This is a genomic window from Streptomyces fumanus (assembly GCF_014655295.1).
In the GTDB taxonomy this organism is placed as follows: Bacteria; Actinomycetota; Actinomycetes; order Streptomycetales; family Streptomycetaceae; genus Streptomyces; species Streptomyces fumanus.
Genome location: NZ_BNBI01000009.1, coordinates 173,219 through 195,196, shown reverse-complemented (window position 1 = coordinate 195,196; position 21,978 = coordinate 173,219). Strand labels below are relative to the sequence as shown.

At 73.1% G+C, this 21,978-nt stretch carries 18 protein-coding genes; 11 read left to right on the top strand and 7 right to left on the bottom strand.

The genetic code is table 11. The features are described 5' to 3' along the window. Positions 1 to 6: 6 nt before the first annotated feature. Positions 7 to 387, bottom strand: coding sequence for a succinate dehydrogenase, cytochrome b556 subunit (sdhC, locus tag IE316_RS20980; RefSeq protein ID WP_190205972.1), 381 nt, complete (start codon positions 385 to 387; stop codon positions 7 to 9). A gap of 169 nt (positions 388 to 556) precedes the next feature. Continuing rightward, positions 557 to 1,114 (bottom strand): 2-oxo-4-hydroxy-4-carboxy-5-ureidoimidazoline decarboxylase, encoded by a 558-nt coding sequence (locus IE316_RS20975; protein WP_229910498.1) that lies wholly within the window; start codon positions 1,112 to 1,114, stop codon positions 557 to 559. A 224-nt stretch (positions 1,115 to 1,338) separates the two neighbouring features. On the opposite strand from IE316_RS20975, the gene IE316_RS20970 reads away from it, so the two are divergent. Next, positions 1,339 to 2,964: a beta-N-acetylhexosaminidase gene (locus IE316_RS20970; RefSeq protein ID WP_190206174.1), complete on the top strand. Its 1,626-nt coding sequence runs from the start codon at positions 1,339 to 1,341 to the stop codon at positions 2,962 to 2,964. Positions 2,965 to 3,022: 58 nt separating this feature from the next. After that, positions 3,023 to 3,466, top strand: a complete 444-nt coding sequence (locus IE316_RS20965) for a hypothetical protein (protein ID WP_190205971.1) — start codon at positions 3,023 to 3,025, stop codon at positions 3,464 to 3,466. A gap of 47 nt (positions 3,467 to 3,513) precedes the next feature. Here the strand turns inward: IE316_RS20965 and IE316_RS20960 are convergent, their stop codons facing one another. Then, positions 3,514 to 6,156, bottom strand: a complete 2,643-nt coding sequence (locus IE316_RS20960; protein ID WP_229910497.1) for an N-acetylmuramoyl-L-alanine amidase — start codon at positions 6,154 to 6,156, stop codon at positions 3,514 to 3,516. Between the two features lie 325 nt (positions 6,157 to 6,481). Here IE316_RS20960 and IE316_RS20955 point away from each other — a divergent pair, with 325 nt between their 5' ends. The 4 genes from IE316_RS20955 to IE316_RS20940 all read left to right on the top strand — a co-directional run bounded on the left by IE316_RS20955 (position 6,482) and on the right by IE316_RS20940 (position 9,880). Beyond that, positions 6,482 to 7,099 (top strand): RNA polymerase sigma factor, encoded by a 618-nt coding sequence (locus tag IE316_RS20955; RefSeq protein ID WP_190205969.1) that lies wholly within the window; start codon positions 6,482 to 6,484, stop codon positions 7,097 to 7,099. Positions 7,100 to 7,158: 59 nt separating this feature from the next. Beyond that, positions 7,159 to 7,851 carry a hypothetical protein gene (locus IE316_RS20950; RefSeq protein WP_190205968.1) on the top strand — a complete coding sequence of 231 codons (693 nt, stop codon included), beginning with the start codon at positions 7,159 to 7,161 and terminating at the stop codon, positions 7,849 to 7,851. Between the two features lie 311 nt (positions 7,852 to 8,162). Then, positions 8,163 to 8,825 (top strand): RNA polymerase sigma factor, encoded by a 663-nt coding sequence (locus IE316_RS20945; RefSeq protein ID WP_190205967.1) that lies wholly within the window; start codon positions 8,163 to 8,165, stop codon positions 8,823 to 8,825. Next, entirely contained in the window at positions 8,825 to 9,880 is a 1,056-nt protein-coding gene (locus IE316_RS20940; protein WP_190205966.1) for a hypothetical protein, read from the top strand. Before IE316_RS20945 ends, IE316_RS20940 begins: the two co-directional genes overlap by 1 nt. 146 nt (positions 9,881 to 10,026) lie before the next feature. Here the strand turns inward: IE316_RS20940 and IE316_RS20935 are convergent, their stop codons facing one another. Further along, positions 10,027 to 10,947, bottom strand: coding sequence for a L,D-transpeptidase family protein (locus IE316_RS20935; protein WP_190205965.1), 921 nt, complete (start codon positions 10,945 to 10,947; stop codon positions 10,027 to 10,029). 231 nt (positions 10,948 to 11,178) lie between these two features. Between IE316_RS20935 and IE316_RS20930 the strand changes: the two genes are divergently transcribed. Continuing rightward, on the top strand, positions 11,179 to 12,759 hold the full coding sequence (locus IE316_RS20930; RefSeq protein WP_190205964.1) for an acyl-CoA mutase large subunit family protein: 1,581 nt from the start codon (positions 11,179 to 11,181) through the stop codon (positions 12,757 to 12,759). A 142-nt stretch (positions 12,760 to 12,901) separates the two neighbouring features. Next, complete coding sequence (leuE, locus tag IE316_RS20925) at positions 12,902 to 13,552, top strand: leucine efflux protein LeuE (RefSeq protein ID WP_190205963.1); 651 nt, start codon at positions 12,902 to 12,904, stop codon at positions 13,550 to 13,552. Positions 13,553 to 13,556: 4 nt separating this feature from the next. Here the strand turns inward: leuE and IE316_RS20920 are convergent, their stop codons facing one another. Further along, positions 13,557 to 14,963 carry an FAD-dependent monooxygenase gene (locus IE316_RS20920; protein ID WP_190205962.1) on the bottom strand — a complete coding sequence of 469 codons (1,407 nt, stop codon included), beginning with the start codon at positions 14,961 to 14,963 and terminating at the stop codon, positions 13,557 to 13,559. Between the two features lie 93 nt (positions 14,964 to 15,056). Between IE316_RS20920 and IE316_RS20915 the strand changes: the two genes are divergently transcribed. Further along, entirely contained in the window at positions 15,057 to 15,707 is a 651-nt protein-coding gene (locus IE316_RS20915) for a TetR/AcrR family transcriptional regulator C-terminal domain-containing protein (RefSeq protein WP_190205961.1), read from the top strand. Positions 15,708 to 15,748: 41 nt separating this feature from the next. On the opposite strand, the gene IE316_RS20910 is transcribed toward IE316_RS20915, so the two are convergent. Beyond that, entirely contained in the window at positions 15,749 to 16,921 is a 1,173-nt protein-coding gene (locus tag IE316_RS20910) for an acyltransferase family protein (protein ID WP_190205960.1), read from the bottom strand. Between the two features lie 215 nt (positions 16,922 to 17,136). Here IE316_RS20910 and IE316_RS20905 point away from each other — a divergent pair, with 215 nt between their 5' ends. After that, positions 17,137 to 18,606, top strand: coding sequence for a glycosyltransferase family 29 protein (locus IE316_RS20905; protein WP_190205959.1), 1,470 nt, complete (start codon positions 17,137 to 17,139; stop codon positions 18,604 to 18,606). After that, positions 18,603 to 20,930 carry a glycosyltransferase gene (locus IE316_RS20900; protein ID WP_190205958.1) on the top strand — a complete coding sequence of 776 codons (2,328 nt, stop codon included), beginning with the start codon at positions 18,603 to 18,605 and terminating at the stop codon, positions 20,928 to 20,930. The genes IE316_RS20905 and IE316_RS20900 overlap by 4 nt, the downstream gene beginning before the upstream one ends. A 51-nt stretch (positions 20,931 to 20,981) precedes the next feature. On the opposite strand, the gene IE316_RS20895 is transcribed toward IE316_RS20900, so the two are convergent. Further along, entirely contained in the window at positions 20,982 to 21,968 is a 987-nt protein-coding gene (locus IE316_RS20895; protein ID WP_190205957.1) for a class I SAM-dependent methyltransferase, read from the bottom strand. Between the last annotated feature and the right edge of the window lie 10 nt (positions 21,969 to 21,978).

Below are 21,978 nucleotides of genomic sequence, written 5' to 3'. Positions count from 1 at the left end.
TGCGCGTCAGCTCCCGAACAGTTCACGAGCGGCGTGGCCGACGACGGGGTAGAGCGCCCCGAGCATCAGCACGACCCAGAGGGCGACGACGGTCCAGAGCATCTGCTTCTGGTAGCGGGAGCCCTTGACCCAGAAGTCGACTGCGATGACGCGCAGACCATTGAGCGCGTGGAAGAGGATGGCGGCGACGAGGCCGTACTCCAGCAGCGCGACGATCGGCGTCTTGTACGTGGCCACGACCTTGTCGTAAGCCTCGGGGGAGACACGCACGAGAGCGGTGTCCAGCACGTGAACGAACAGGAAGAAGAAAATGAGGACGCCGGTGACTCGGTGAGCCACCCAGGACCACATTCCTTCCCGGCCGCGGTACAGCGTTCCAGCCGGCACGGAAGTTTCCTCCGGGAGCGGGGATTGGGGCCGCGCCGGCTTCTCTGTCGGTCGGGCCCGGCCGGGTATGGTCCACCGGCCCCCAGCATCGTAGCCAGCCGCCGCGGCGGCGCTTACAGGGGGCCTACCAGTGTGATCAAAGTTGCACGCAACGGAGTACCGCCGGTGGTCAGGGGGGTGGGGGGCTTGTCTTGTTTGCCGGGTTCGGGTGTGGTGTGGCTGGTCGCGCAGTTCCCCGCGCCCCTACGGCGTGGCTCAGCCGCTCTCTGGCCAGGCGCCGGAGTTCCTCGGCCGTGACCTCTCGCTCCCGCTCCGGATCGTTCGCCAATCGTGACCGGATGGCCGTGAGGGCGTGGTCCAGGGTTTCGGAGCGCGGTACGCCGTCGAGGCAGATGACGAACACGTGTCCGAATTTGGTCGCGTAGGCCGCGTGGGCCGCGCGCAGGGCCGTGCCCGCCACCGCGTAGATGTCCTCGGGCAGGCCGGGCAGGGTCTCCGCCGCCAGCGCCTCGGCCAGGTCCTCGCCGGTCAGGTCGTAGGCCGCCTCGTCCGCCGCCGCCAGCAGGGCGGGGAGGTCGGGGTAGGGGCGGTGGGCGGCGACGCGGCGGGCCCAGCGGGGGCTGTGCAGACAGTGCAGCAGGGTGCGGACGGCCTCGCCGGGCGGCGCGGCGTTGAAGCGGTCCAGTGCGGACCGGGCGGCCGGGGTGGCGCGTGTTTGCGTCGGCACGGGTGGGGCGACTCGGCCGGGGAGATCCGGCAGACGGTGCGCAGGCAGCGTGGGTCCTCGTGGGCGTCACGTGTGTGTCGGCAGTGGATTGTGTGAGAGCTGTGGCGTCACGTTAGCGAGTGGGAGTGTGTCATGTCCGTGCGATGCCTGAATTTCACCCGAACGGGAGAGTTTCGGAACGCGTGGTGGACGCCGGTCCGGAGCGGCGGCCCGAGGTCGGCGTCATGAGCCGGCACGGGCGCCGGAGTCCGGCGCGGAGGACGGGACAGCGGGCCGTGATCGCCGGTACGGCGGTCGTGGCGCTCGGCGCCGGCCTGGGCGTGTGGGCCGCCGGGGACGACGGCTCCGGGGGCCCGGCGCGGTCCGCCGCCGACGGCGTGTCCGCGGCGCCCGCCGCGACCAGCCCGTCCCCGAGCCGCTCGTACGCCCTGTCCAGCGCGCCCCGGACCATCCCCTCGGTACGCGAGCACACCCCCGCCCGCGGCCCCGGCTGGCGGCCCGAGCGCGCCCACCGGGTCGTCGTGGACGGCACCGGCCTCGCCGACGAGGGCCGCCTGCTCGCCGGCGAGCTGGGGCTGACGTACGCCGGGGAGAAGGACGACCGGCGGGCCGGGGACGTGCGCCTGGAGGTCGACAAGGGCCTGAAGACGGGCGCCGAGTCGTACACCATGACCGTGCGGGACGGACGGGTCACCGTCCGCGGGCCCTCCGAGGCGGGCGTCTTCTACGGCACCCGGACGCTGAAGCAGGCGGTGCGCGGCGGCGGGGCGGCGCCCGAGGGGGTCGTGAAGGACGCGCCGGCCAAGCCGCGGCGGGGGCTGATGCTGGACATCGCCCGCAAGCACTACTCGGCGGACTGGATCGAGGACCGGATACGCGAGCTGGGCGACCTGAAGTACAACGAGCTGGGGCTGCACTTCTCCGACGACCAGGGCTTCCGCATCGAGTCCTCCTCGCACCCGGAGATCGTCTCGGCCGACCACCTGACCAAGGCCCAGGTCAAGAGGATCGTCGGCCTCGCCGCCGCGCGGCACATCACCATCGTCCCCGAGATCGACTCGCCGGGGCACCTCGGCGCCGTCCTCGACGCCCACCCCGACCTGCAACTGCGCAACGCGCGGGGGACGGCCACCAAGGGCGCGATCGACATATCGAAGCCGGGCGCGGCCGAGATCGTGGACGACCTGATCGACGAGTACGCCGAGGTCTTCCCCGGCGGCCAGTGGCACCTCGGCGGCGACGAGTACCAGGCGCTGACCGTCTCCGACCCGGCCGCGTCCTATCCGCAGTTGGCCGCCGCCGCCCGCGAGAAGTACGGCTCCGGCGCCACCGTCGAGGACCTCACCACCGGCTGGCTCAACGACCGCGCCGCCACCGTCCGCGCGAACCACCGCACCCCCCGCGCCTGGAACGACGGCTTCTTCCGCGGCACCTCCGTCAAGGCCGACGACGACCTGCGGGTGGCGTACTGGACCGGCAAGGAGATCGGCGCCCGGCAGCCGTCGGAGTACCTCGCGGAGGGCCGCCAGGTGATCAACTACAACGACGAGTTCCTCTACTACGTCCTCGGGCAGCCGCAGACCTTCGTCTACCCGACCGGGCAGCGCATCTACGAGCACTGGACCCCGCGCGTGATCCGGGGCACCGAGGCGGTCGACGCCCGGTACGACGACCAGATCCTCGGCGGCTCCTTCGCCGTCTGGGGCGACATCCCCGGCGCCCAGACCCAGGCTCAGGTCGCGGACGGCATCAGGCTGCCGCTGGCGGCGACCGTCCAGAAGCTGTGGGACCCGGACGCACCCGAGCTGTCCTGGGCGCGGTTCAAGGCACTGGCGGAGAAGGTGGGCTGACCCCGGGACGCCGTCCCGAACAGGGTGACGAATCGACGTCCGCCGACGCTCTTGGGGTGTGACGACTTCGACGAGTGCGACGACAGCGACCACGACGACAGCGACAGCTACCACGGCGACGGCGCGCCGGGACCCCAGGCCGCAGGCCGCCGCCCGGCCGGCCCGGTGGGCGGCGGACGCGGTGGCCGCCCTGCGCGAGGGCGCCCGGCTGCGCCTGGACTACTCGGCGCAGAGCCTGTGGCGGGTCGACCGCGTGATCGACGGCATACGCCGCGAGGACGCCCCGTACGCCGCCGTGGAGACCGTGCTGCGGGGCCTGGGCGCCTACGCCGGCGAGGTGATCGTCCGCCAGACCGGCGCCGAGTGGTGGTCGTCCGGCGGCGACCACTGGGTGCGCACCCCGGATGGGAAGCTGTGGGACCCGATGGAAGAGGCCCGCCGCCGCTACACCGGGGACGGCTCGCTGCGGCTGCTGTGCCGGGAGGCGACGGCGGGCGGGTGAGACCGGGCCGGGACCGTACGGGCGTACGGTCCCGGCCCGCCGCCCGGTCAGGGGGTGAGCGTCTGCCCGAGGCGGGCGTCCGACGGCGTGCCCAGGGTGGTCCGGCTGTAGAGCACGGAGTCGGCGAACCCGAGGCCCCGGCTGCCGCTCGGCACGTGGATCAGGACGCCGTCGGTGCCGTCCTCGCCGTCGGCGCCCAGGGTGAGGTCGGCCCGCCCGTACCCGGACAGGTCGGCGAGGGCCACGGCGGAGCCGAGCCGGTCTCCGGTCTCGGTGGAGCCGGGGACGCCGCTGGTGTCCTGGGAGACGGCGACCGAACCGGAGCCGGTGAGGCCGGCCGAGCCGCCCTTGAGCAGCAGCGCGTTGCCCGCGTCGGCGCGGTTGGCGCCGTCGCGGGTGAGGTCCTCGCCGGGGGCGCCGGCCAGGACGTCCGTGTAACCGTCGGCGTCGTAGTCGCCGGCCGAGACGGAGGTGCCGAGGGCGTCGCCGGACTCGTTGCCGCCGGGGACGGAGGCGGTGTTCTGGTGGATCACCTTCATGCCGGTGGTGGTGAACCCGCTGGAGGTGCCGAACAGCATGGTGAGCTGCCCGCCGGAGACGCCGCCGGACTCGGCGGCCACCGGCTGGCCGATGACCAGGTCGTCGTACCCGTTGCCGTTGAAGTCGCCGACCGCGAGCGACCGGCCGCCCTTGACGGAGATGACCCCGGCCTTGGTCAGGCCGGAGGCCGAGCCCGCGAAGCGGACGACGCGGCCGGTGCCGCCGGTGTCGCGGTAGTTGAGGGCGACGTCGGCGTAGCCGTCCCGGTTGAAGTCGCCGGTCGCCGCGTCGAGGTAGGCGACCGGGCCGGTGGCGGAGGTCAGGGTGCCGTACGTGGTGGCGCCGCCGCGCAGCCGGACGTTGTAGTTGCCGCCCTTGCCGGTGCCGGCCGAGAAGACGTCCGCCTTGCCGTCGGCGTTGAAGTCGCCCACGGCCACGGCGGAGCCGAGCTTCGCTCCGGTGGCGGTGACACCGGTGGTGGTGTACGAGTAACCGGACGCCAGGCCGGGGCCGTACAGCACCGTGACCGAGCCGCGGTCGGCGTGCCCGTCGGTGTCGTCCTCGCCCGGGCTGCCGATCACCAGATCGGCGTAACCGTCGCCGTTGTTGTCGCCCCAGGCGGTCGCGGTGCCGAAGGCGTCGCCGGACTCGGAGGAACCGGGCACGCCGGGGCTGTTCTGGGTGAGCGTGGCCTTCTTGGCGGTGACCGGGCCGTCCACGCCGCCGGGCACGACCCGCACGCCGTTCGCCTTCGGCACGCCGGCGACCAGGTCGGTGATGCCGTCGCGGTCGTAGTCGGAGGTGGGCAGGGCGTGCGAGATGCCCGGGGTCTTCGCGAGCGCCGCGATCCGGGAGAGCTTGGGGTAGAGGTTCTTGCCGGGGCAGGCGGTGGCGTTGGTGTCCCGGTGCCCGAAGACCCGGGGCAGCGTGATCTTGGTGCCCTTCTCGACCAGGTTGCCGTCCTGGCCCTTGGGGCTGCCGGAGGTCAGGGTGACCTTGCCGGTCGGGTCGATGCCGTACATCCCGAACTTCCACGCCACGATCCGCGCGATCGCGTCGAGGGCGGCGCGGCTGGGCCGGGCCGACTCGAAGTTGCCGAGGTAGGAGATGCCGACGGTGTTGGTGTTGAAGCCGACGTCGTGGGCGCCGGTCACCGGGAGGTCCATGCCGCCGCTGCGGCCCTCGAAGATCTGGCCGCAGCGGTCGACGAGGAAGTTGTAGCCGATGTCGTAGTAGCCGCGGGCGAAGTGCTCCTGCTGGATGGAGCGCAGCCGGGCCCGGGACTGGGCGCAGGACAGGGTGTTGTCGCTGTCCATGCCGGTGTGGTGGACGACGGCGGCGTCGATCTTCGTGCCGTAGCCCGGCGTGCCGTCGTACTCCGTGGAGGCGCCCCACTCGGCCTGGGTGATGACGGGCGGCTTGACCACCGTCGAGGGGCGGGGGGCGGGAACCGTGGAGGTCGGGGAGGGGGTCGGGGAGGGTGGTGCGGAGGTGACCGGCGGGGTCTGCGTGATCGCGGGGGACTCGGGGGTCGCCGGGACCTCGGGGGTCGCCGGGGTGTCCGAGACCCCGGTCGGCTCGGGGGCCGAGGGCTCGTCGGCGGTCGGCGGAACCGTCCCCTGGTCCGTGGCCGGGGGCGTCGCCGGGTCCGTGGCGTCCGCCGCGTACGCGGCCGGCTCCGGGCCGCCCTCCGGGTCGGTGCCCGGGTCGAGCAGCTTGACGTCCATGCCGGCCGGCTGGCCGCCCGCCTCCTCGCCGTCCGCCGTGACCACGCGCACCTCGATGCCGTCGGAGTCGCCGGTCCACAGCGAGCCGGTGCCGCCGCGGGCGGCGGCGCGTTCGCCCTCGGCGCCGTCGGCCTGGTTGGGCTCGGTGTCCAGCGGCTGCCACGGGGACCAGTCACCGCTCTCCAGGTCCCGGGTGCGCACCTCGGGCGTGCCCTTGGCCTTGGCCTCGGGGTCGTCCCAGGTCACCAGGACCGCGCTGAACCGGCCGGTGGTCCGGCGCTCCAGTCCCTTGCGGCCCCCGCTCTCGCTGTGCAGCTTGACGGTGCGGATGGTGGGTTCGCGTTCCGCACCGCCCCGGCCGTCCGCCGGCGCGGGCTGGTCGGCCGTCGCGTACGTGACGACACCCGCCGTGCTCAGTACCACGGCCCCGGCCGTCAGCCAGGCACGCCCGCGCAGACTGAGCGGTCTGTACGCATGGGTCCTGCGAGGACTCAATTACCCCACCCCTAGGAAGAAAACGTGTTCGGGTCACCTGTCACAGTAGGCCCACAGGTGTCACTGACTCAGCGTCAAGCACCGGCCAAACGTCACTCCTGGTGACGGCGCGTGCCGACGCGGTCCGCGCCTGTGACACTTCCGTGCGCCGTGACGCTGAGGAGCGTGGAGGACAGGGGCACGACCCGTCGTGCCGCACGGAGGCGGGCCCGCCCGGGCGCGCCCGCGATCCCGGCACGGACGAGGACGGTTCTTGGGCCAGAGAGGGGAACTCCGTCGCGCACCCGCGTACGACGGGGAGCTGGGGGCGGCCGTCGCGCGTGCCCAGGAGGGCGACGAGGCCGCCTTCGCGGTCGCGTACCGGATCGTGCAGCCCGGTCTGCTCGGCTATCTGCGGGGGCTGGTCGGGGACGACGCCGAGGACGTGGCGTCCGACGCCTGGCTGGAGATCGCCCGGGACCTCGGGCGGTTCCGGGGCGACGGGGCGGGCTTCCGCGGCTGGACGGCGACCATCGCCCGGCACCGGGCCCTGGACCACCTGCGGCGCCAGCGGGTGCGGCCCCGGGGGTCGGCCCTGGAGCGGGACCTGCTGGACCTGCCCGGCCCGCACTCCACCCACGACCAGGCGCTGGAGTCGCTGTCCACGGAGGCGGCCCTGACCCTGATCCGGGCGCTGCCCCGGGACCAGGCGGAGGCGGTGCTGCTGCGGGTGGTGGTCGGCCTGGACGGCCCGGCCGCGGCCCGGGTGCTGGGCAAGCGGCCGGGGGCGGTGCGGACGGCCGCGTACCGGGGGCTGAAGAAGCTGGCGCGGCAGCTCCGCGCGGACGGTGTGACGGATGAGCCGCCCCGGACGCTGGGGGAGTCGACATGACCGGCGCCGGGAACCGCCCGGCGGGCGGGCCGGAACGGGAACGGACAGAGGCGGCGGACATGGCTGGACGGCACGGCGGTCGGGGCCCTGCCGACCGCGTCCCGCTGGAGTCCCTGCTCGCCACCGCCCTGCGCGCCGACGCCGCCGGCCGTGAGGACCGGGCCCTCGCCGCGTTCCGGGACGCCCGGGACAGCGGGACGCACCAGGCGGCGCGCACCCGGCGCCGGGACGACTGGCGGCCCCGCCGGCCCGCGCGCCGGATCACCCTGTCGGTGCTGGCGGCCGGCCTCGCCCTGGGCGGCGTCGCCTACGCCGCGATCGACGCGGGCCGCCCGGCCCCCGGGGACACCGACCGCCACCGCGACCGGCCGCCCGCCGCCACGACCCCACCGCCCCCGGCCCGGCCCACCCCCGAGGCCCCCGCGCCCACCTCCGCCGACCCCACCCGCACCTCCGCCCCCGCCGACCCGGACCGGCCGGCCCCCGCCCCGGACCCCGAGGCCGACTGCCGCGCCTACGAACGGCTCCCGGACCCCGCGCGGAACGCCACCGCCTGGCGACGCCTGGTCGCGGCGGCGGGCGGCGAGGACGAGGTCGCCGCGTACTGCGCCCGCCGCCTGACGACACCCCCCACCGCCCGGCCCGCCCCACCGGACCGCCCGGCGGACCCCGGCCGGCCGACGAGGACACACCCCGGCAACGGCTCGGCGCAGAGTGCGAACAAGGGCGGGAGCAAGGGCGGGAAGCAGTGACCGGGGCACCCCGGCCGAGGCGACGGCCGGGGCCGCCACCCCCCACAGGAGAGGCCCCGGCCGTCGCGCGGCGCGGGCCGCGCGGCGGCCCGTACTTCCTACAGCGCCACCCCTGCGTTTTGTGTCACACCTCTCCGCGTCACGGCTTAGTTGCATCCTGTACGGCCAGGAGTACGGCCATGGACGGGGAGCGGTTTCAGGACGTAACGTGCCGTTCGCGCCGGTGTGCGGAGGGCGGTGCCCCGCCCCGTCCCGCGGTAGACCACCGTGGGCCACCCGAGGCGAAACAGGCGCAAAGAGAGGCGCGCGCGGTGCTGGGGGACGACGCCGAGCTGACCGCCGCGGTGCGCGCGGCACAGGACGGGGACGAGACCGCGTTCCGGACTGTGTACCGCGCGGTGCACCCGCGGCTGCTGGGCTATGTACGGACGCTGGTCGGTGATCCGGACGCCGAGGACGTGGCGTCCGAGGCATGGCTGCAGATCGCCCGGGACCTGGAGCGGTTCGACGGCGACGCGGACCGGTTCCGCGGCTGGGCCGCCCGGATAGCCCGCAACCGCGCCCTGGACCACATACGGATGCGCGGGCGCCGCCCCGCGACCGTCGGCGACGAGACCGAACTGACCGGCAAGCCCGCCTCCTCCGACACCGCCGGCGAGGCCATCGAGGCGCTCACCACCGGCACCACCCTCTCCCTCATAGCCAAGCTGCCGCAGGACCAGGCCGAGGCCGTCGTCCTCCGGGTCGTGGTCGGCCTCGACGCCAAGACCGCCGCCCGGACCCTGGGGAAACGTCCCGGCGCCGTCCGCACCGCCGCCCACCGCGGTCTGAAGCGCCTCGCCGAACTCCTCGGCGCCGATGCGGAATCGGCCGACGCGCTCGACGCGCTGCCCGCCCAGCGAGAACCGCGCGCCCGTGCGGCGACGTCCGCCACTGTGACGCATACGCGTGCGCGGACGCAGAGGGACATGTGATGGCCGACGAGCAGGACAGGTGGCTGGACCGCGAAACGGCGGAGCTTTTGCTGCGCGGGGAGTCGCTGGAGTCGGTCGACCCCGCGGTCCGCGACCGGGCCGAACGGCTCGCCTCGACCCTCGCCGCGCTGTCCGCCCCGACCCCGCCGACCAGCGGTGAACTCCCCGGCGAGGCCGCCGCCCTGGCCGCCTTCCGCGAGGCGCGCGCCGCCTCCGCCGACGCGGCGGGCGCCGGGTCCGGCGTCCCCGGCCGGGATGCCCGGGGCCGGGGCCTCGACGCCGGGCTGGTCCGGCTCGGCGGGCGCGACAACGATGCCGGGCGCCCGCGCCGGACCCGCCCGCTGAAGCTGGGGCTGGCCGCCGCGCTCACCGCCGGCATGGTCGGCGGCGCCGGGATCGCGGCCGCAACCGGAGTCCTGCCGACGCCCTTCGGCGACCACCGCGCCCCCGACCCCGCCGCCTCCGTCTCCACCGCCGCCACCCCCGACCGCCCCCCGGCCTCCCCGTCGGCCCGCACCACCGCCCCGCACGACGAGGCCGGCGCCGGGCACGCCCCCGGCGCACCGGACCCCACCGGCGAGCGGGACCGCACCTCCGCCTGCCGGGACATCCGCGCCGGCAAGGAACACGACGCCCTGCGCAAGCACGGCCCGCGCACGCCGCCCGACGCCGAGTGCGAGAAGCGGGGCCACGGCGGCAAGGCCGACGGCGACGACGGCGACAAGGCCGACGGCAGGAAGGGAACGACCGGCGAGTCCCAGGGCGGCAACGGCAACAGGGGGAACGGCCAGAACGGCCAGAACGGTAACAAGGGGAGTAACGGCAACAACGGCAACAGGGGCAACAGCGACAAGGCCAACGGCAACAGCGACAAAGCCAACGGCAACAACGGCAACAACGGCAACACCGAGAAGAAGAGCCGGGGCAAGGGCCCGCAAGGCAGCGGCGCCTCGGGCGCGGGCGGTGCCGCCGACGCGCACCGTCCCGTACCCCCGCACACCCCCTCCGACCAGCACGGTTCCCCACGCGGAAAAAAACCTTCCGCCAAGGAGTGACACTTTCGGCCCGCCCGGCGCAGTACTGGGTGAGCCGACTGGTCATCGGCTGTCGCACCGAGCCGGGGTTCCCCCCGTACCCGCGGCTCGTGCACCTCGGCGCGGGTGGGACATGTTCCCCCGGTCCCGCCCGCGCCCTCTCCGCCTCACCGGTGGACGACGACCTTGTCGCCGGTGCGGACCCGCGCGTACAGGTCGGCGATCGCCGCCTCGTCCCGGACGTTGACGCAGCCGTGCGAGGCGCCGGCGTAGCCCCGGGCCGCGAAGTCGGACGAGAAGTGCACCGCCTGGCCGCCGCTGAAGAACATGGCGTACGGCATCGACGTGTCGTAGAGCGTCGACCAGTGGTTCCGGGACTTCCAGTAGACCTCGAAGACGCCGTCGCGGGTCGGCGTGTACCGGGAGCCGAAGCGGACCGCCATCGTCGCCAGGGTGCGGCCGTCGACCATCCAGCGCAGGGTGCGGCTGGTCTTGCTGATGCACAGCACCCGGCCGGTCAGGCAGCGCGGGTCGGGCGCGGCGGCGGGCTGGCCGCCCATCAGGTACAGGTCCCAGTAGCCCGGTTCGCGGGTCATCGCCAGCAGCTTCTGCCAGGTGACGCGGTCCGTCCGGCCGGTCGCGGGCAGGCCGCGCTTGCCCTGGAAGCCGCGGACCGCGCGCTCGGTCAGCTCGTCGTAGGTGCCGGTCGGACCGTCGAACAGCCAGGCGATCTGGCGCAGCCGGGCCTGGAGTTCGCGGACGTCCCGGCCGGTGTCGCCGCGGGACCACAGCACGGCGGGCGCGGGTCCCGCACGGCCCGGGCCGTCCGCGCCGTCCGACCGGTCCGGGGAGTGCGTGTCCCGCCGGTCCGGGGGGTCCGACTGCCGCGGCCCGGGGTCCGGGGACCGACGACCGGGGTCCGGGTCCCGCGGTCCGGGGTCCGAGGTCCGGCCCGCAGGGGTGCCGCCCGGGAACTCGATGCGGATCGGTGCGCGCGACCCGCCGCCCTCGCCCGTGCCCTGGACCGTGCAGCCGCAGGCCACCGCCAGGACCAGCAGCGCGGCCGACGCCTTGCCCGTGCCCCGCATCGCGCGCCTCCCCGATCGGCTCACCGGTGTCACCCCTCATGCATCCCCGCGCGGCACACGGCGTTAACGGAATCGCACGGTTGTGTGTGACCCGGACCGCGACCATGCTGTGAGCAAGGTCCCAGCGTGCTCCCCTCCACCGGGCGCGCGCGGCGCCGCTACGCTCCGACCAGAAGTCGGGCGTACCAGCCGGTAACCAGTGAGTAACTGCTCAGCGGGAGGCAACCATCCATGGCGCGTGAGTCGGAGTCCGGACTGCCCATCGAGCCGGTGTACGGGCCCGACGCCCTCACGGGCTGGAACCCCGCCGAGAAGCTGGGCGAGCCGGGCGCCTACCCCTTCACCCGGGGCGTGTACCCGTCGATGTACACGGGACGGCCCTGGACGATGCGCCAGTACGCCGGTTTCGGCACGGCGACGGAGTCCAACGCCCGGTACAAGCAGCTCATCGCCAACGGCACCATGGGCCTGTCGGTCGCCTTCGACCTGCCCACCCAGATGGGCCACGACTCCGACGCGCCGATCGCGCACGGCGAGGTCGGCAAGGTCGGCGTGGCGATCGACTCGATCGACGACATGCGGGTGCTGTTCGACGGCATCCCGCTGGACAAGGTCTCCACGTCGATGACGATCAACGCCCCGGCCGCCCTGCTGCTGCTCCTCTACCAACTCGTCGCCGAGGAACAGGGCGTCGGCGCGGACAAGCTGACCGGCACCATCCAGAACGACGTGCTGAAGGAGTACATCGCGCGGGGCACGTACATCTTCCCGCCCAAGCCCTCGCTGCGGCTGATCGCCGACATCTTCAAGTACTGCCGGGCCGAGATCCCGAAGTGGAACACCATTTCGATCTCCGGCTACCACATGGCGGAGGCGGGTGCCTCGCCCGCGCAGGAGATCGCCTTCACCCTCGCCGACGGCATCGAGTACGTCCGCACGGCGGTCGCCGCCGGGATGGACGTGGACGACTTCGCGCCCCGGCTGTCGTTCTTCTTCGTGGCCCGGACCACGATCCTGGAGGAGGTCGCCAAGTTCCGTGCCGCCCGCCGGATCTGGGCGCGGGTGATGAAGGAGGAGTTCGGCGCCAAGAACCCCAAGTCGCTGATGCTGCGCTTCCACACCCAGACCGCCGGGGTGCAGCTCACCGCGCAGCAGCCCGAGGTCAACCTGGTCCGGGTGGCCGTGCAGGGCCTCGCGGCGGTGCTCGGCGGCACCCAGTCGCTGCACACCAACTCCTTCGACGAGGCCATCGCGCTGCCCACCGACAAGTCCGCCCGGCTCGCCCTGCGCACCCAGCAGGTGCTCGCCTACGAGACGGACGTGACGGCGACCGTCGACCCGTTCGCCGGGTCCTACGTCATCGAGAGCATGACCGACGACGTGGAGGCGGCGGCGCTGGAGCTGATGCGCAAGGTCGAGGACTTCGGCGGCGCGGTCAGCGCGATCGAGCACGGCTTCCAGAAGAGCGAGATCGAGCGCAGCGCGTACCGGATCGCCCAGGAGACCGACTCCGGCGAGCGGGTCGTGGTCGGCGTCAACCGGTTCCAGTTGGACGAGGAGGAGCCCTACGAGCCGCTCCGCGTCGACCCCGCCATCGAGGCGCAGCAGGCCGAGCGGCTCGCCCGGCTGCGCGCCGAGCGCGACCAGCCGGCCGTCGACTCCGCCCTGACCGCGCTGCGGAAGGCCGCCGAGGGCGAGGACAACGTGCTGTACCCGATGAAGGAGGCGCTGCGGGCACGGGCCACGGTCGGCGAGGTGTGCGACGCGCTGCGCGGGGTGTGGGGGACGTACGTACCGTCAGACGCGTTCTGACCCACCAGACCCACCAGACCCACCGGACCCACCAGACCCACCAGACCCACCGGACCCACCAGGCACCTTCTGACCCATCAGGCACCTTCTCGACCACCGGACCCCCGCTGCCCCGCCGGACACTCGTGCGAGACTCCCTCTCATGTTCGGCGTCATCGACCTTCCCACGTATCTCGCGGGCCTCGTCCTCATCGTCCTGCTGCCCGGCCCCAACTCGCTGTACGTCCTCTCCGTCGCCGCCCGCTGCGGGGTCCGCGCCGGGTACCGGGCGGCGGCCGGGGTCTGGTGCGGGGACGTCGCGCTGATGACCCTGTCGGCCGCCGGGGTGGCCTCGCTGCTCCAGGCCAACCCGCTGCTGTTCGGTGCCGTGAAGTACGCGGGCGCCGGCTATCTGACCTGGCTGGCGATCGGGATGCTGCGGGCCGCGTGGGCGATGTGGCGGACCCGGCGCCAGGAGAGCGCCGCCGAGGCGGCGCCGGCGGCCGGTCCCGAGGAGCGGCCCTTCCGCCGGGCGCTGGTGGTCAGCCTGTTCAACCCGAAGGCGATCCTGTTCTTCGTCGCCTTCTTCGTGCAGTTCGTCGACCCGGGGTACGCCTATCCGGCGCTGTCGTTCGTGGTGCTCGGCGCGTTCGCGCAGTTGTTCAGCTTCCTGTACCTGAGCGCGCTGATCTTCAGCGGCACCCGGCTCGCCGCCGCCTTCCGCCGCCGCCGGAGGCTGTCGGCGACGGCCACCTCGGCGGCGGGGGCGCTGTTCCTCGGGTTCGCCGCGAAGCTGTCGCTGGCCGGTACGTAAGGGGTCAGGCGAGCGCCACGCGGGCCAGGTAGTCGCCGAGGCCCTCCGCGGCGGCATCGCCGGCCCAGCCGACGTACCCGTCCGGGCGGACGAGGAACAGCCCGGTGCCGTACGCCGGATGGGCCGCGGCGCGCACCACCCGTACCGCGTCCGGCAGCGCGGGCGGGGCGGTGTCCAGGGCGAGCAGGGTCCAGTGCGGGCCCCGGCAGGCGTCGAAGACCCGGGTGCCGTCCAGGACGGCGTCGGGGGCGCGGTCACCGGCCCGTACCGGACCGTCGGGGGCCGGCCGGGTCTCCCGGGCCAGCGAGGAGTCCCGGTAGCCGAGGTCGAGCTGCGCGGTCGCCCTGCCGCGCCGCACCTCGCCCCGGTGGACGCCGGTGGTCAGCCCGAGCATCTCGGCGGCGACCCGGCGGCGCTCCTCCTCGTAGGTGTCCAGCAGTGCCGGGTCGGCGCCGCCGGTCAGTACCGCGCCCAGCTTCCAGCCCAGGTTGTAGGCGTCCTGGACGCTGGTGTTCAGCCCCTGTCCGCCGGCCGGCGAGTGGAGGTGCGCCGCGTCCCCGGCGAGCAGGACACGGCCCGCCCGGAACCGGTCGGCGAGCCCCTCGCGGGGCCGGAAGTCCGAGGCCCACCGCACCTCCGTCACGTGCTCAGGGGCCAGGTGGGTGCGGGCGGCGACGGTCTTGCGGATGCCCTCCAGGGAGAGGTCCACGTCGGTGCCCGCCGGGAAGCGGGCGGTGACCTGGAAGTCGTCGGTGCCGGCCAGCGGGCAGAGGGCGAGCAGGCCCTCGCCGTCGTCGCCCGGCGGGAAGAGGTGCCAGTTCTCCCGGTCCAGGCCGGTGATCCGCACGTCCGCGACGAGCGAGGGCCCCGGGTCGACGGCCCGGCCCGTCACCGGGACGCCGACCGCGCGGCGCACCGCCGAGCGTCCGCCGTCGGCGGCGACCGCGTACCGGGCGCGCAGTGCGCTGCCGTCGGCGCAGCGCACCCGGACCTCCGCCTCGTCCTGGTCGAGGCCGACGACCTCCCGGCCGAAGAGGATCCGCCCGCCCAGTTCCTCCAGCCTCGCCCGCAATATCCGCTGGGTGCGCCACTGCGGCACCATCCACGGCTCGGTGTACGGGGCCTGCTCGGTCGGCTCGATCGGGTCCCACAGGGCGTGCTCGCCGAGCCGCTCGCCGTCCCGCCAGATCATCCCCACCGGATAGCGGCCGCCCGCCGCGCGGATCGCGGCCAGCACGCCGAGGTCGTCGAAGACCTCCAGGGTGCGCGGCTGGAGGCCCTTGCCGCGCGAACCGGGGAAGAGGCCGTCCGCCTTCTCCAGGACCAGCGCGGCGATCCCGCGCCGGGCCAGGTCGATGCCGAGGGCGAGCCCGGTGGGGCCGGCGCCCACGATCAGTACGTCCGTCTGCACGATGCCGCTCCTTAACGCCGTTAAGTGCCCGTCCCGGCAAGCGTGCCCTTAACGTCGTTAAGGTGTCAAGCGCGGTCAGGGTAGGTTGGCCCGGTGAGCACGGAACGCCGGGCGCCGCTGGACCGCGCGCGGGTCGCGGAGACCGCCCTGAAGCTGCTGAACGAGGTGGGCCTGGAGGGCCTCACCCTGCGCGCCATCGCCAAGGAGCTGGACGTCAAGGCGCCCGCCCTGTACTGGCACTTCAAGGACAAGCAGGCGCTGCTGGACGAGATGGCCACCGAGATGTTCCGGCGGATGGTGGCCGGCACCGCCCTCGACCCGGCCGACACCTGGCGGGACCGCCTGCTGAAGGTCAACCGGGGACTGCGCGCGGCGCTGCTCGGCTACCGCGACGGCGCCAAGGTGTTCAGCGGCTCACGCTTCACCGGCATCGAGCACGCCGAGCAGATGGAGGAGAACCTGACGCTGCTCACCGGCACCGGCCTCACCCTCCCCCAGGCCGTGCGGGCGGTGACCACGACGTACCTCTACACCCTCGGCTTCGTCACCGAGGAACAGGGCGTCCAGCCCTCGCCGGGCAGCCCGCGCGACGGCTTCGACCTGGCCGAACGCGCCCGGATGCTGGCGGACTTCCCGCTCAGCGCGGCGGCCGGACCGGAGCTGTTCGCCGACTACGACCGCCACTTCGAGGAAGGTCTCGACCTGCTGCTCACCGGGATCGCCGCCCGCTACGGCATCGACTGAGACCCGGCGCCCGTACGGCACCGACCGGGGCCCCGCCCCCGCTACGGCATCGGCTGAGCGCGCTCCGGGCGCGGCCGGGACAGCGCCGCCCGCAGTTGCGGCGTCAGCGGCGTCTCCACGAACCGGTACAGCAGCCAGGCCAGCACCAGCATCGCCGCCACCGTCAGGCCGAAGGTCGCCGCCGACGGCACGCCCAGCCTCTGGTGCAGGGCGTCGATCAGCACCCAGCCCAGGTGCTCGTGCACCAGGTAGAACGGGTACGTCAGTGCCCCCGCCAGCGTCAGCCAGCGCCAGTTCGCCCAGCGCAGCCAGCCCAGCGCGATCGCCGCCACCGCCGCGAAGCCGAACGTCACCACGGCGATGATGCCCAGCGAGGACCGGTAGGAGAAGTCGTCCGGGCCCGCCGGGTGCCACAGCGACTCCACCGCCTGCTGCTGGCCGATCAGCAGGCTCACCCCCACGATCCCCCAGGCGTACACGTCCCGCCGGTCGCGGTGGACCAGGTACAGGCCGATGCCGCCGACGAACAGCGAGGCGTACTCCGGCATCAGCACCAGGTCGAGCACCGGCTCGTCGGCCGCGGCGGCGATCACGGCGGCCAGCGTCCAGCAGGCGCAGAACATGATCACCCGCCGCCGGGTGGCGCCCGGCAGCACGACGCAGAGCGCGAACAGCGCGTAGAACCGCACCTCGACCCAGAGCGTCCAGCACACGCCCAGCACCCGGTCGGCGCCCAGCGGCTGCTGGAACATCGTCAGGTTCACCAGCGCGTCGCTCGGCGACACCGCCTCGTAGGCCACCGCCGGCAGCGCGAAGACGGCCGCCACCAGGACGACCGCCACCCAGTAAGCGGGCAGCAGCCGGGCGGCGCGGGAGGCGAAGAACGACCGCAGCGGTCGTCCCCAGCCGCTCATGCAGATCACGAAGCCGCTGATCACGAAGAAGATCTGCACGCCCAGGCAGCCGTAGGCGAACCACGAGTGCAGCGTGGGGAACTGGTGCTTGGGCGAACTGCCCCAGGCCACGGTGATGTTCCCGCCGCGCCCGCCGAAGTGGTACGCGGCCACCATCAGCGCGGCCAGCAGCCGCAGCCCGTCCAGGGCGTGCAGCCGGGGCCGTGCCCGGCGGGCCGGGGCGGGAGCCGGTGCCGCGCCCGGCACCGCGTCCGGCGGCCGGGTCGGTTCGGGCGCCGGGCGCACGGTGGTGCTGGTCACGGAGTTCCCCTCGTCGGGCCGGAGGCTGAGGACGCGCTGTGCATGCGCTGTGGACGTCTCAGCACATTAGTCCGAATCGAGGGAACGACAGATCGACAGGCCAACGATTCGCCCGGTAGTACCAGTGCGTTCATCCGGATGTCGTTTTTGCTTCCTAAATTCTCCCGACAACCAACATCGCTTGGGAAAAAGCAGAAAAGAAGACCAGGAGTGCCATGACGAGGGTCCAGAACAGGCGGTCACGTACCGGTGGGGGTGAGCTGGACGACTGTCTGCGTGCCTGCGCCGTGCACAGCGGCAAACTCGTCGGCAGCCTCGACCGGCGGCGCGGCGAACTCGCCGAGCAGTTGCGCAAGCTGCTCGTGGTGTGGGGCACCTACCGCATCGACGCGCCCGCCGCCGTTGCCCCGTCCGGCGCCACCGCCCTGCTCAAGCGGGCGGTGAAGGGCGCCGCCGCCCCCGTCGCCGGGGCCGCCATCCCCAACGAGCTGCTCGACGCCCTGCTCGCGGTCGCCAACAAGGCCCTGCAGTGCGGGTACGACGACGAGCTGAACCTCGCCCTGGTCATCAGCGACACCGTCCTCGCCCAGCGGAAGAACTCCCGGGCCGGCTGGCGGCTGCGGGCCCGGCTGCTGGAGGCCCTCGGCGAGGAGACCGAGGCGGTCGAGGCGTACGAGAAGTACCTCAGCCTCACCGACGACGACGGCTTCGGCGTCCGCGCCCGCATCGCCGGCCTGCGCGGCGGCGCCGACAAGGAGCGCGAGCTGCTCGACCTGCTGGCCCGGCAGTGCCCGGCCGCCCGCGAGCACGCCCGCGGCGAGGCCACCGACGTCTGGGCCGAGGGGCTGGCCGCGCACGCCGCCGGCGACTGGGCCGCCGCCGAGCCGCGCCTGGTGGGAGCGCTCCTGATCCTCGCCGAGGAGCAGGCCCCGGTCGCCGACCGGCAGCAACTGCTCAGCCAGTACCTGGAGCTGCGCACCGCCGTCGACCAGGACCTGACCGCGCTCACCCCGGTCCTCGGGCTCTACGCCGAACAGCGCCGCAGCCGGATGCGCGGCCCGGTCGCCGACCCGACCATCGGGGGCGTGCGGTGGATCACGCTGGGCGAGTTCCGCAACCAGATCGCCGGCAAGTCGATCTGCCTGATCGCCAATTCCGGCCGGGTCGGCGCCAGTTCGATGGGCGCCGAGATCGACGCCTACGACCTGGTGGTGCGCTTCAACTCGTACAAGATCGACCCCAAGCACACCGGCAGCCGGACCGACATCCACGCCACCATCCACAAGCACGGCTTCAACTGGGAGAAGCAGGTCACCACCCGGCTGGTCTTCGGCGGCATCTCCGGCGACTGGAAGTGGTCGCTGCGCAACCGCCTGGTCCCCGGCGCCCAGACCTACCTCGGCGACGAGTCGCTGCGCTGGCCGGTGCGGAACATCGGCCGCCTCGGCACCGACGCCTGGTCCGGCATCCCGACCACCGGCTTCAACATGCTGTTCCTGCTGGACTTCCTGGACGTCAGCCCCAAGCTCGACCTGATCGGCTTCGACTTCTACGAGAGCGGCGCCTACCGCGTGCCCGAGGCGATGAAGCTGGCCATCACGTCCGTGCACGAATACACCAGCGAGAAGGAATGGGTCATGCAGCGGGCCCAGAGCGTGACCGACATGAGGATATCCCTGCGATGACGACGACCCTCTCCACGCCGGCCACCGCCCTCCCGGCGACGGCGGCCCACGACCTCACCGGCAAGCGCCGCATCGCCTTCGCGTCCTACGTCGACGAGAACTACCTGCCCGGTTTCCTCGTCCTGCTGCGCAGCCTCGCCCTGTCCAACCCGAGCGTCTGCGAGGACTTCGTCGTCCTCTACGACGACCTGCGCCCCGGCTCCATCGCCAAGATCCACGCCCTGCACCCGCGGATCGTGCTGCGCCGGGTGAACGCCGAGCACTACGACTCGTACAAGAAGGGCGACCAGGACAACTACCTGGTCCGCAAGGCGTACTTCATCCTCGACGTCTTCCGCATCCGCGAGTACGACACCATCATCACCCTCGACACCGACATGGTCGTCCTCGGTGACCTGGGCGAGCTGCTCAAGCTCCGCGAGGGCCTGGCGGCCGTGCCGCAGTTCTTCTACGGGCAGCACAAGCTCAACTCCGGGCTGCTGGTCATCCAGCGCGAGTACCTGTCCGACGAGTTCTGCGCCAAGCTGGACGCCACCGGCCGCAGCGGCGACTACGAGCTGGACAAGCACGACCAGGGCATCCTCAACGCCGTCCTGAACGGCGACTTCGTCCGCCTCGACGCCCGGTACAACTTCGTCAAGCGGCGGCTCTCCGGCGACCTGCCGGTGCCGGAGGACACCGCGATCCTGCACTTCACCGGGCGGCACAAGCCCTGGCAGGGCGGCGAGTCCGGGTACACGCAGGCGGAGGACCGCTGGCGCGAGTTCCAGATGTCCGACGCCGAGTTCCACGCCGCCTACCTCAACTCCTCCGGCGGCCTCCACCACGACCTGCTGGTGCACTACGGCACCCCGCACGTCAGGCGCACCGGCAACGTGGAGTACGCCCGCAAGGTGGCCGCCGCGCACATCGCGGCCGGCGACTACCAGGACGCCGTCGACATCCTCTCCAGCGTGCGCATCCCGCTCGACGAGGCGTGGCCGCACGAGGTCCTCGGGCACGCCCTGATGAGCGTCTCCCGGTACGAGGAGGCCAAGGCCCAGTTGCTGCTGGCCACCGCCGCCCCCAACCGGGCCGCCACCGCCTACGCCCGGCTCGCCCAGATGGCCTGGGTGCACGGCGACAACGCGGAGGCGCTGACGTACGCCACGGCCGGCCTCGCCGTCGACCCCACCCACCGCTCCAGCCGCCTGTGGGCGCAGCGCGCGGCCAGTGTGCCCGCGCAGGAGCTGGGCGCCCCCGAGGACCAGCTCGCGCACGTCGCGTTCTACATGGACCGGCAGGGCAACGCCGGGGACAAGCTGCTCCCGGAGACGGTACGGCTCGGCTTCGGCGCGGACACCACCAGCCGGCGCTGGCACTCGGTGCACGCCCACCGCCTGTTCGACAAGGCCGCCCTGGAGCGGGTCAACGCCCGGCGCGGACTGGTCATCGGCGGCGGCGGCCTGTTCATCCCGGACACCATGCCCAACGGCAACAGCGCCTGGCAGTGGAACGTCCCCGACGAGCACCTGCGCGCCATCGATGTGCCGATCATGGTGTACGCGGTCGGGTTCAACGCCTTCGACGGGCAGTCCTACCGGGCCGGGCGGTTCCGGGAGAGCCTGCGGCTGCTGGTGGAGAAGTCCGCGTTCTTCGGGCTGCGCAACCACGGCTCCATCGCCAAGGTACGGGCCATGCTCCCGCCCCACCTCCAGGACAAGGTCCGCTTCCAGCCCTGCCCCACCACGGTCAGCCGCCAGTTGGTCCCCGGCTGGACCGACCCGTCGTACCGCGAGGACACCGTCCTGCTGAACGCGGCCTACGACCGGGCGGGCCTGCGCTTCGGCCACGACTACGGGCACTTCCTCGCCGAGATGGCCAAGGCGGTGCGGGCCATCGGCGCGCACACCGAGGTCCGGTGCGTCGCGCACTCGCTGGACGACGAGAAGATCGCCTTCGATCTCCGCCGCGAGCACGGCATATCGCTGCCGGTGATCCCGATGTACGACTTCGACAACGACGAGATCCGCGATCTGTACGCCAAGACGCGGCTGGTCATCGGGATGCGCGGGCACGCCGGCATGATCCCGTTCGGGGTCGGCACGCCGATCGTTTCGCTGATCTCGCACCCGAAGATGGCGTACTTCCTGGCCGACATCGAGCGGCCCGAGTGGGGCGTGTCGGTGCACGACAAGAACCTGGGCGCGGTCCTCACCGAACGGGCGATCGACATCCTGGACCACCACGCGGCGACCGTCGCCGATGTGCACGAACGCCAGCAGTCCCTGTGGAAGGTCACCGAGGCCAACGCGGCGGACATCCGGGCGATCCTCGGCGCGTGAGCAACGCCGTGCGCCCCCCGACCGGGGGGCGCACGGCGTTTTCGCTGTCCGTCAGCGGCCGACGGCCTTCTTCACCAGCTTGCCCAGCTTCGAGCCGCCGCCGTGCCGCTCGCGGTCCTGCTCGTACGCCGTGCGCAACTGCGTGAAGTGGTCGGCGCGGGTCCGGCTCAGGTATGCGTCGCCGGTCAGCGGCTTGGCCAGGGCCCAGGCCCGCTTGTGGTCGCCGGCGTAGTGGGCGACGTACGCCTTGGCGAACTCCAGGACCGAGGTGAAGGGGATGCCGCCGGTGTGGTCCCGGTCGAGCCGGTCCTGCACGGCGGAGATCAGGTCGAGTTTCTCGTCGACCGTGTAGGCGTCCTGCGCGATGGTCCGCAGCACTTCCTCGGGGATCGGGCGGACCACCTCGAAGGCGAGCGTGGAGCGGATCGGCGGCCCGGCGATCTCGATGTACGGCAGCAGCGCGCCGGTGCTGTGGTGCAGCCACGGCAGCCGGGGCCCGGCGAAGTCCTGGTGCAGCACCACCGAGCCGGGCCGCAGCCGGGTCAGGAACCGCTCGGTGACGCAGCGGAAGACCCGGGCCGTCTTGGCGATGTCGATGTGCAGGAACTCCACCGGGCTGGTGTCGTGCGGGTCGGAGGTCTGCCACAGGTCCCCGGCGTGGATCTCCAGGAACGGCAGGAACGGCTCCAGGTGCCGGCGGAAGTCGTCCAGGAAGGAGTTGCCGTCCTCGGGCTTGGTCCCGGCGGTGAAGAACTTCTCGCTGGCGAAGGTGCCCTTGCCGACGCGGAAGAAGTCGTAGGCGTGCAGCTTCCCGGTCCGCTCGTCGAAGACCGGGCTCTCCTTCAGCCCCAGCGCCAGCGCGTACGTCGAGCCGCCCCCGCCGGAGCCCAGTTCCACGATCCGGTCCCGGCCGGTGAGGTGGTGCCGCCCCAGCAGATAGAGGAACCGCAGCTCCCAGGTGCTGACCTGGGAGTAGGGGATCGTGTCCGGGAGCTGCACGTCGTCGAGGAGCGGGTAGAGCCGACCGAGGTTCGTCATGGATGCCTCA

What these genes read in the sequence shown, in the direction of transcription:
- IE316_RS20970 (WP_190206174.1), top strand. Translation starts at nt 1,339, where the DNA reads ATGAGCCGGCACGGGCGCCGGAGTCCGGCGCGGAGGACGGGACAGCGG.
- IE316_RS20950 (WP_190205968.1), top strand. Translation starts at nt 7,159, where the DNA reads ATGGCTGGACGGCACGGCGGTCGGGGCCCTGCCGACCGCGTCCCGCTG.
- IE316_RS20940 (WP_190205966.1), top strand. Translation starts at nt 8,825, where the DNA reads ATGGCCGACGAGCAGGACAGGTGGCTGGACCGCGAAACGGCGGAGCTT.
- IE316_RS20935 (WP_190205965.1), bottom strand. Translation starts at nt 10,947, where the DNA reads ATGCGGGGCACGGGCAAGGCGTCGGCCGCGCTGCTGGTCCTGGCGGTG.
- IE316_RS20930 (WP_190205964.1), top strand. Translation starts at nt 11,179, where the DNA reads ATGGCGCGTGAGTCGGAGTCCGGACTGCCCATCGAGCCGGTGTACGGG.
- leuE (WP_190205963.1), top strand. Translation starts at nt 12,902, where the DNA reads ATGTTCGGCGTCATCGACCTTCCCACGTATCTCGCGGGCCTCGTCCTC.
- IE316_RS20905 (WP_190205959.1), top strand. Translation starts at nt 17,137, where the DNA reads ATGACGAGGGTCCAGAACAGGCGGTCACGTACCGGTGGGGGTGAGCTG.
- IE316_RS20900 (WP_190205958.1), top strand. Translation starts at nt 18,603, where the DNA reads ATGACGACGACCCTCTCCACGCCGGCCACCGCCCTCCCGGCGACGGCG.
- IE316_RS20895 (WP_190205957.1), bottom strand. Translation starts at nt 21,968, where the DNA reads ATGACGAACCTCGGTCGGCTCTACCCGCTCCTCGACGACGTGCAGCTC.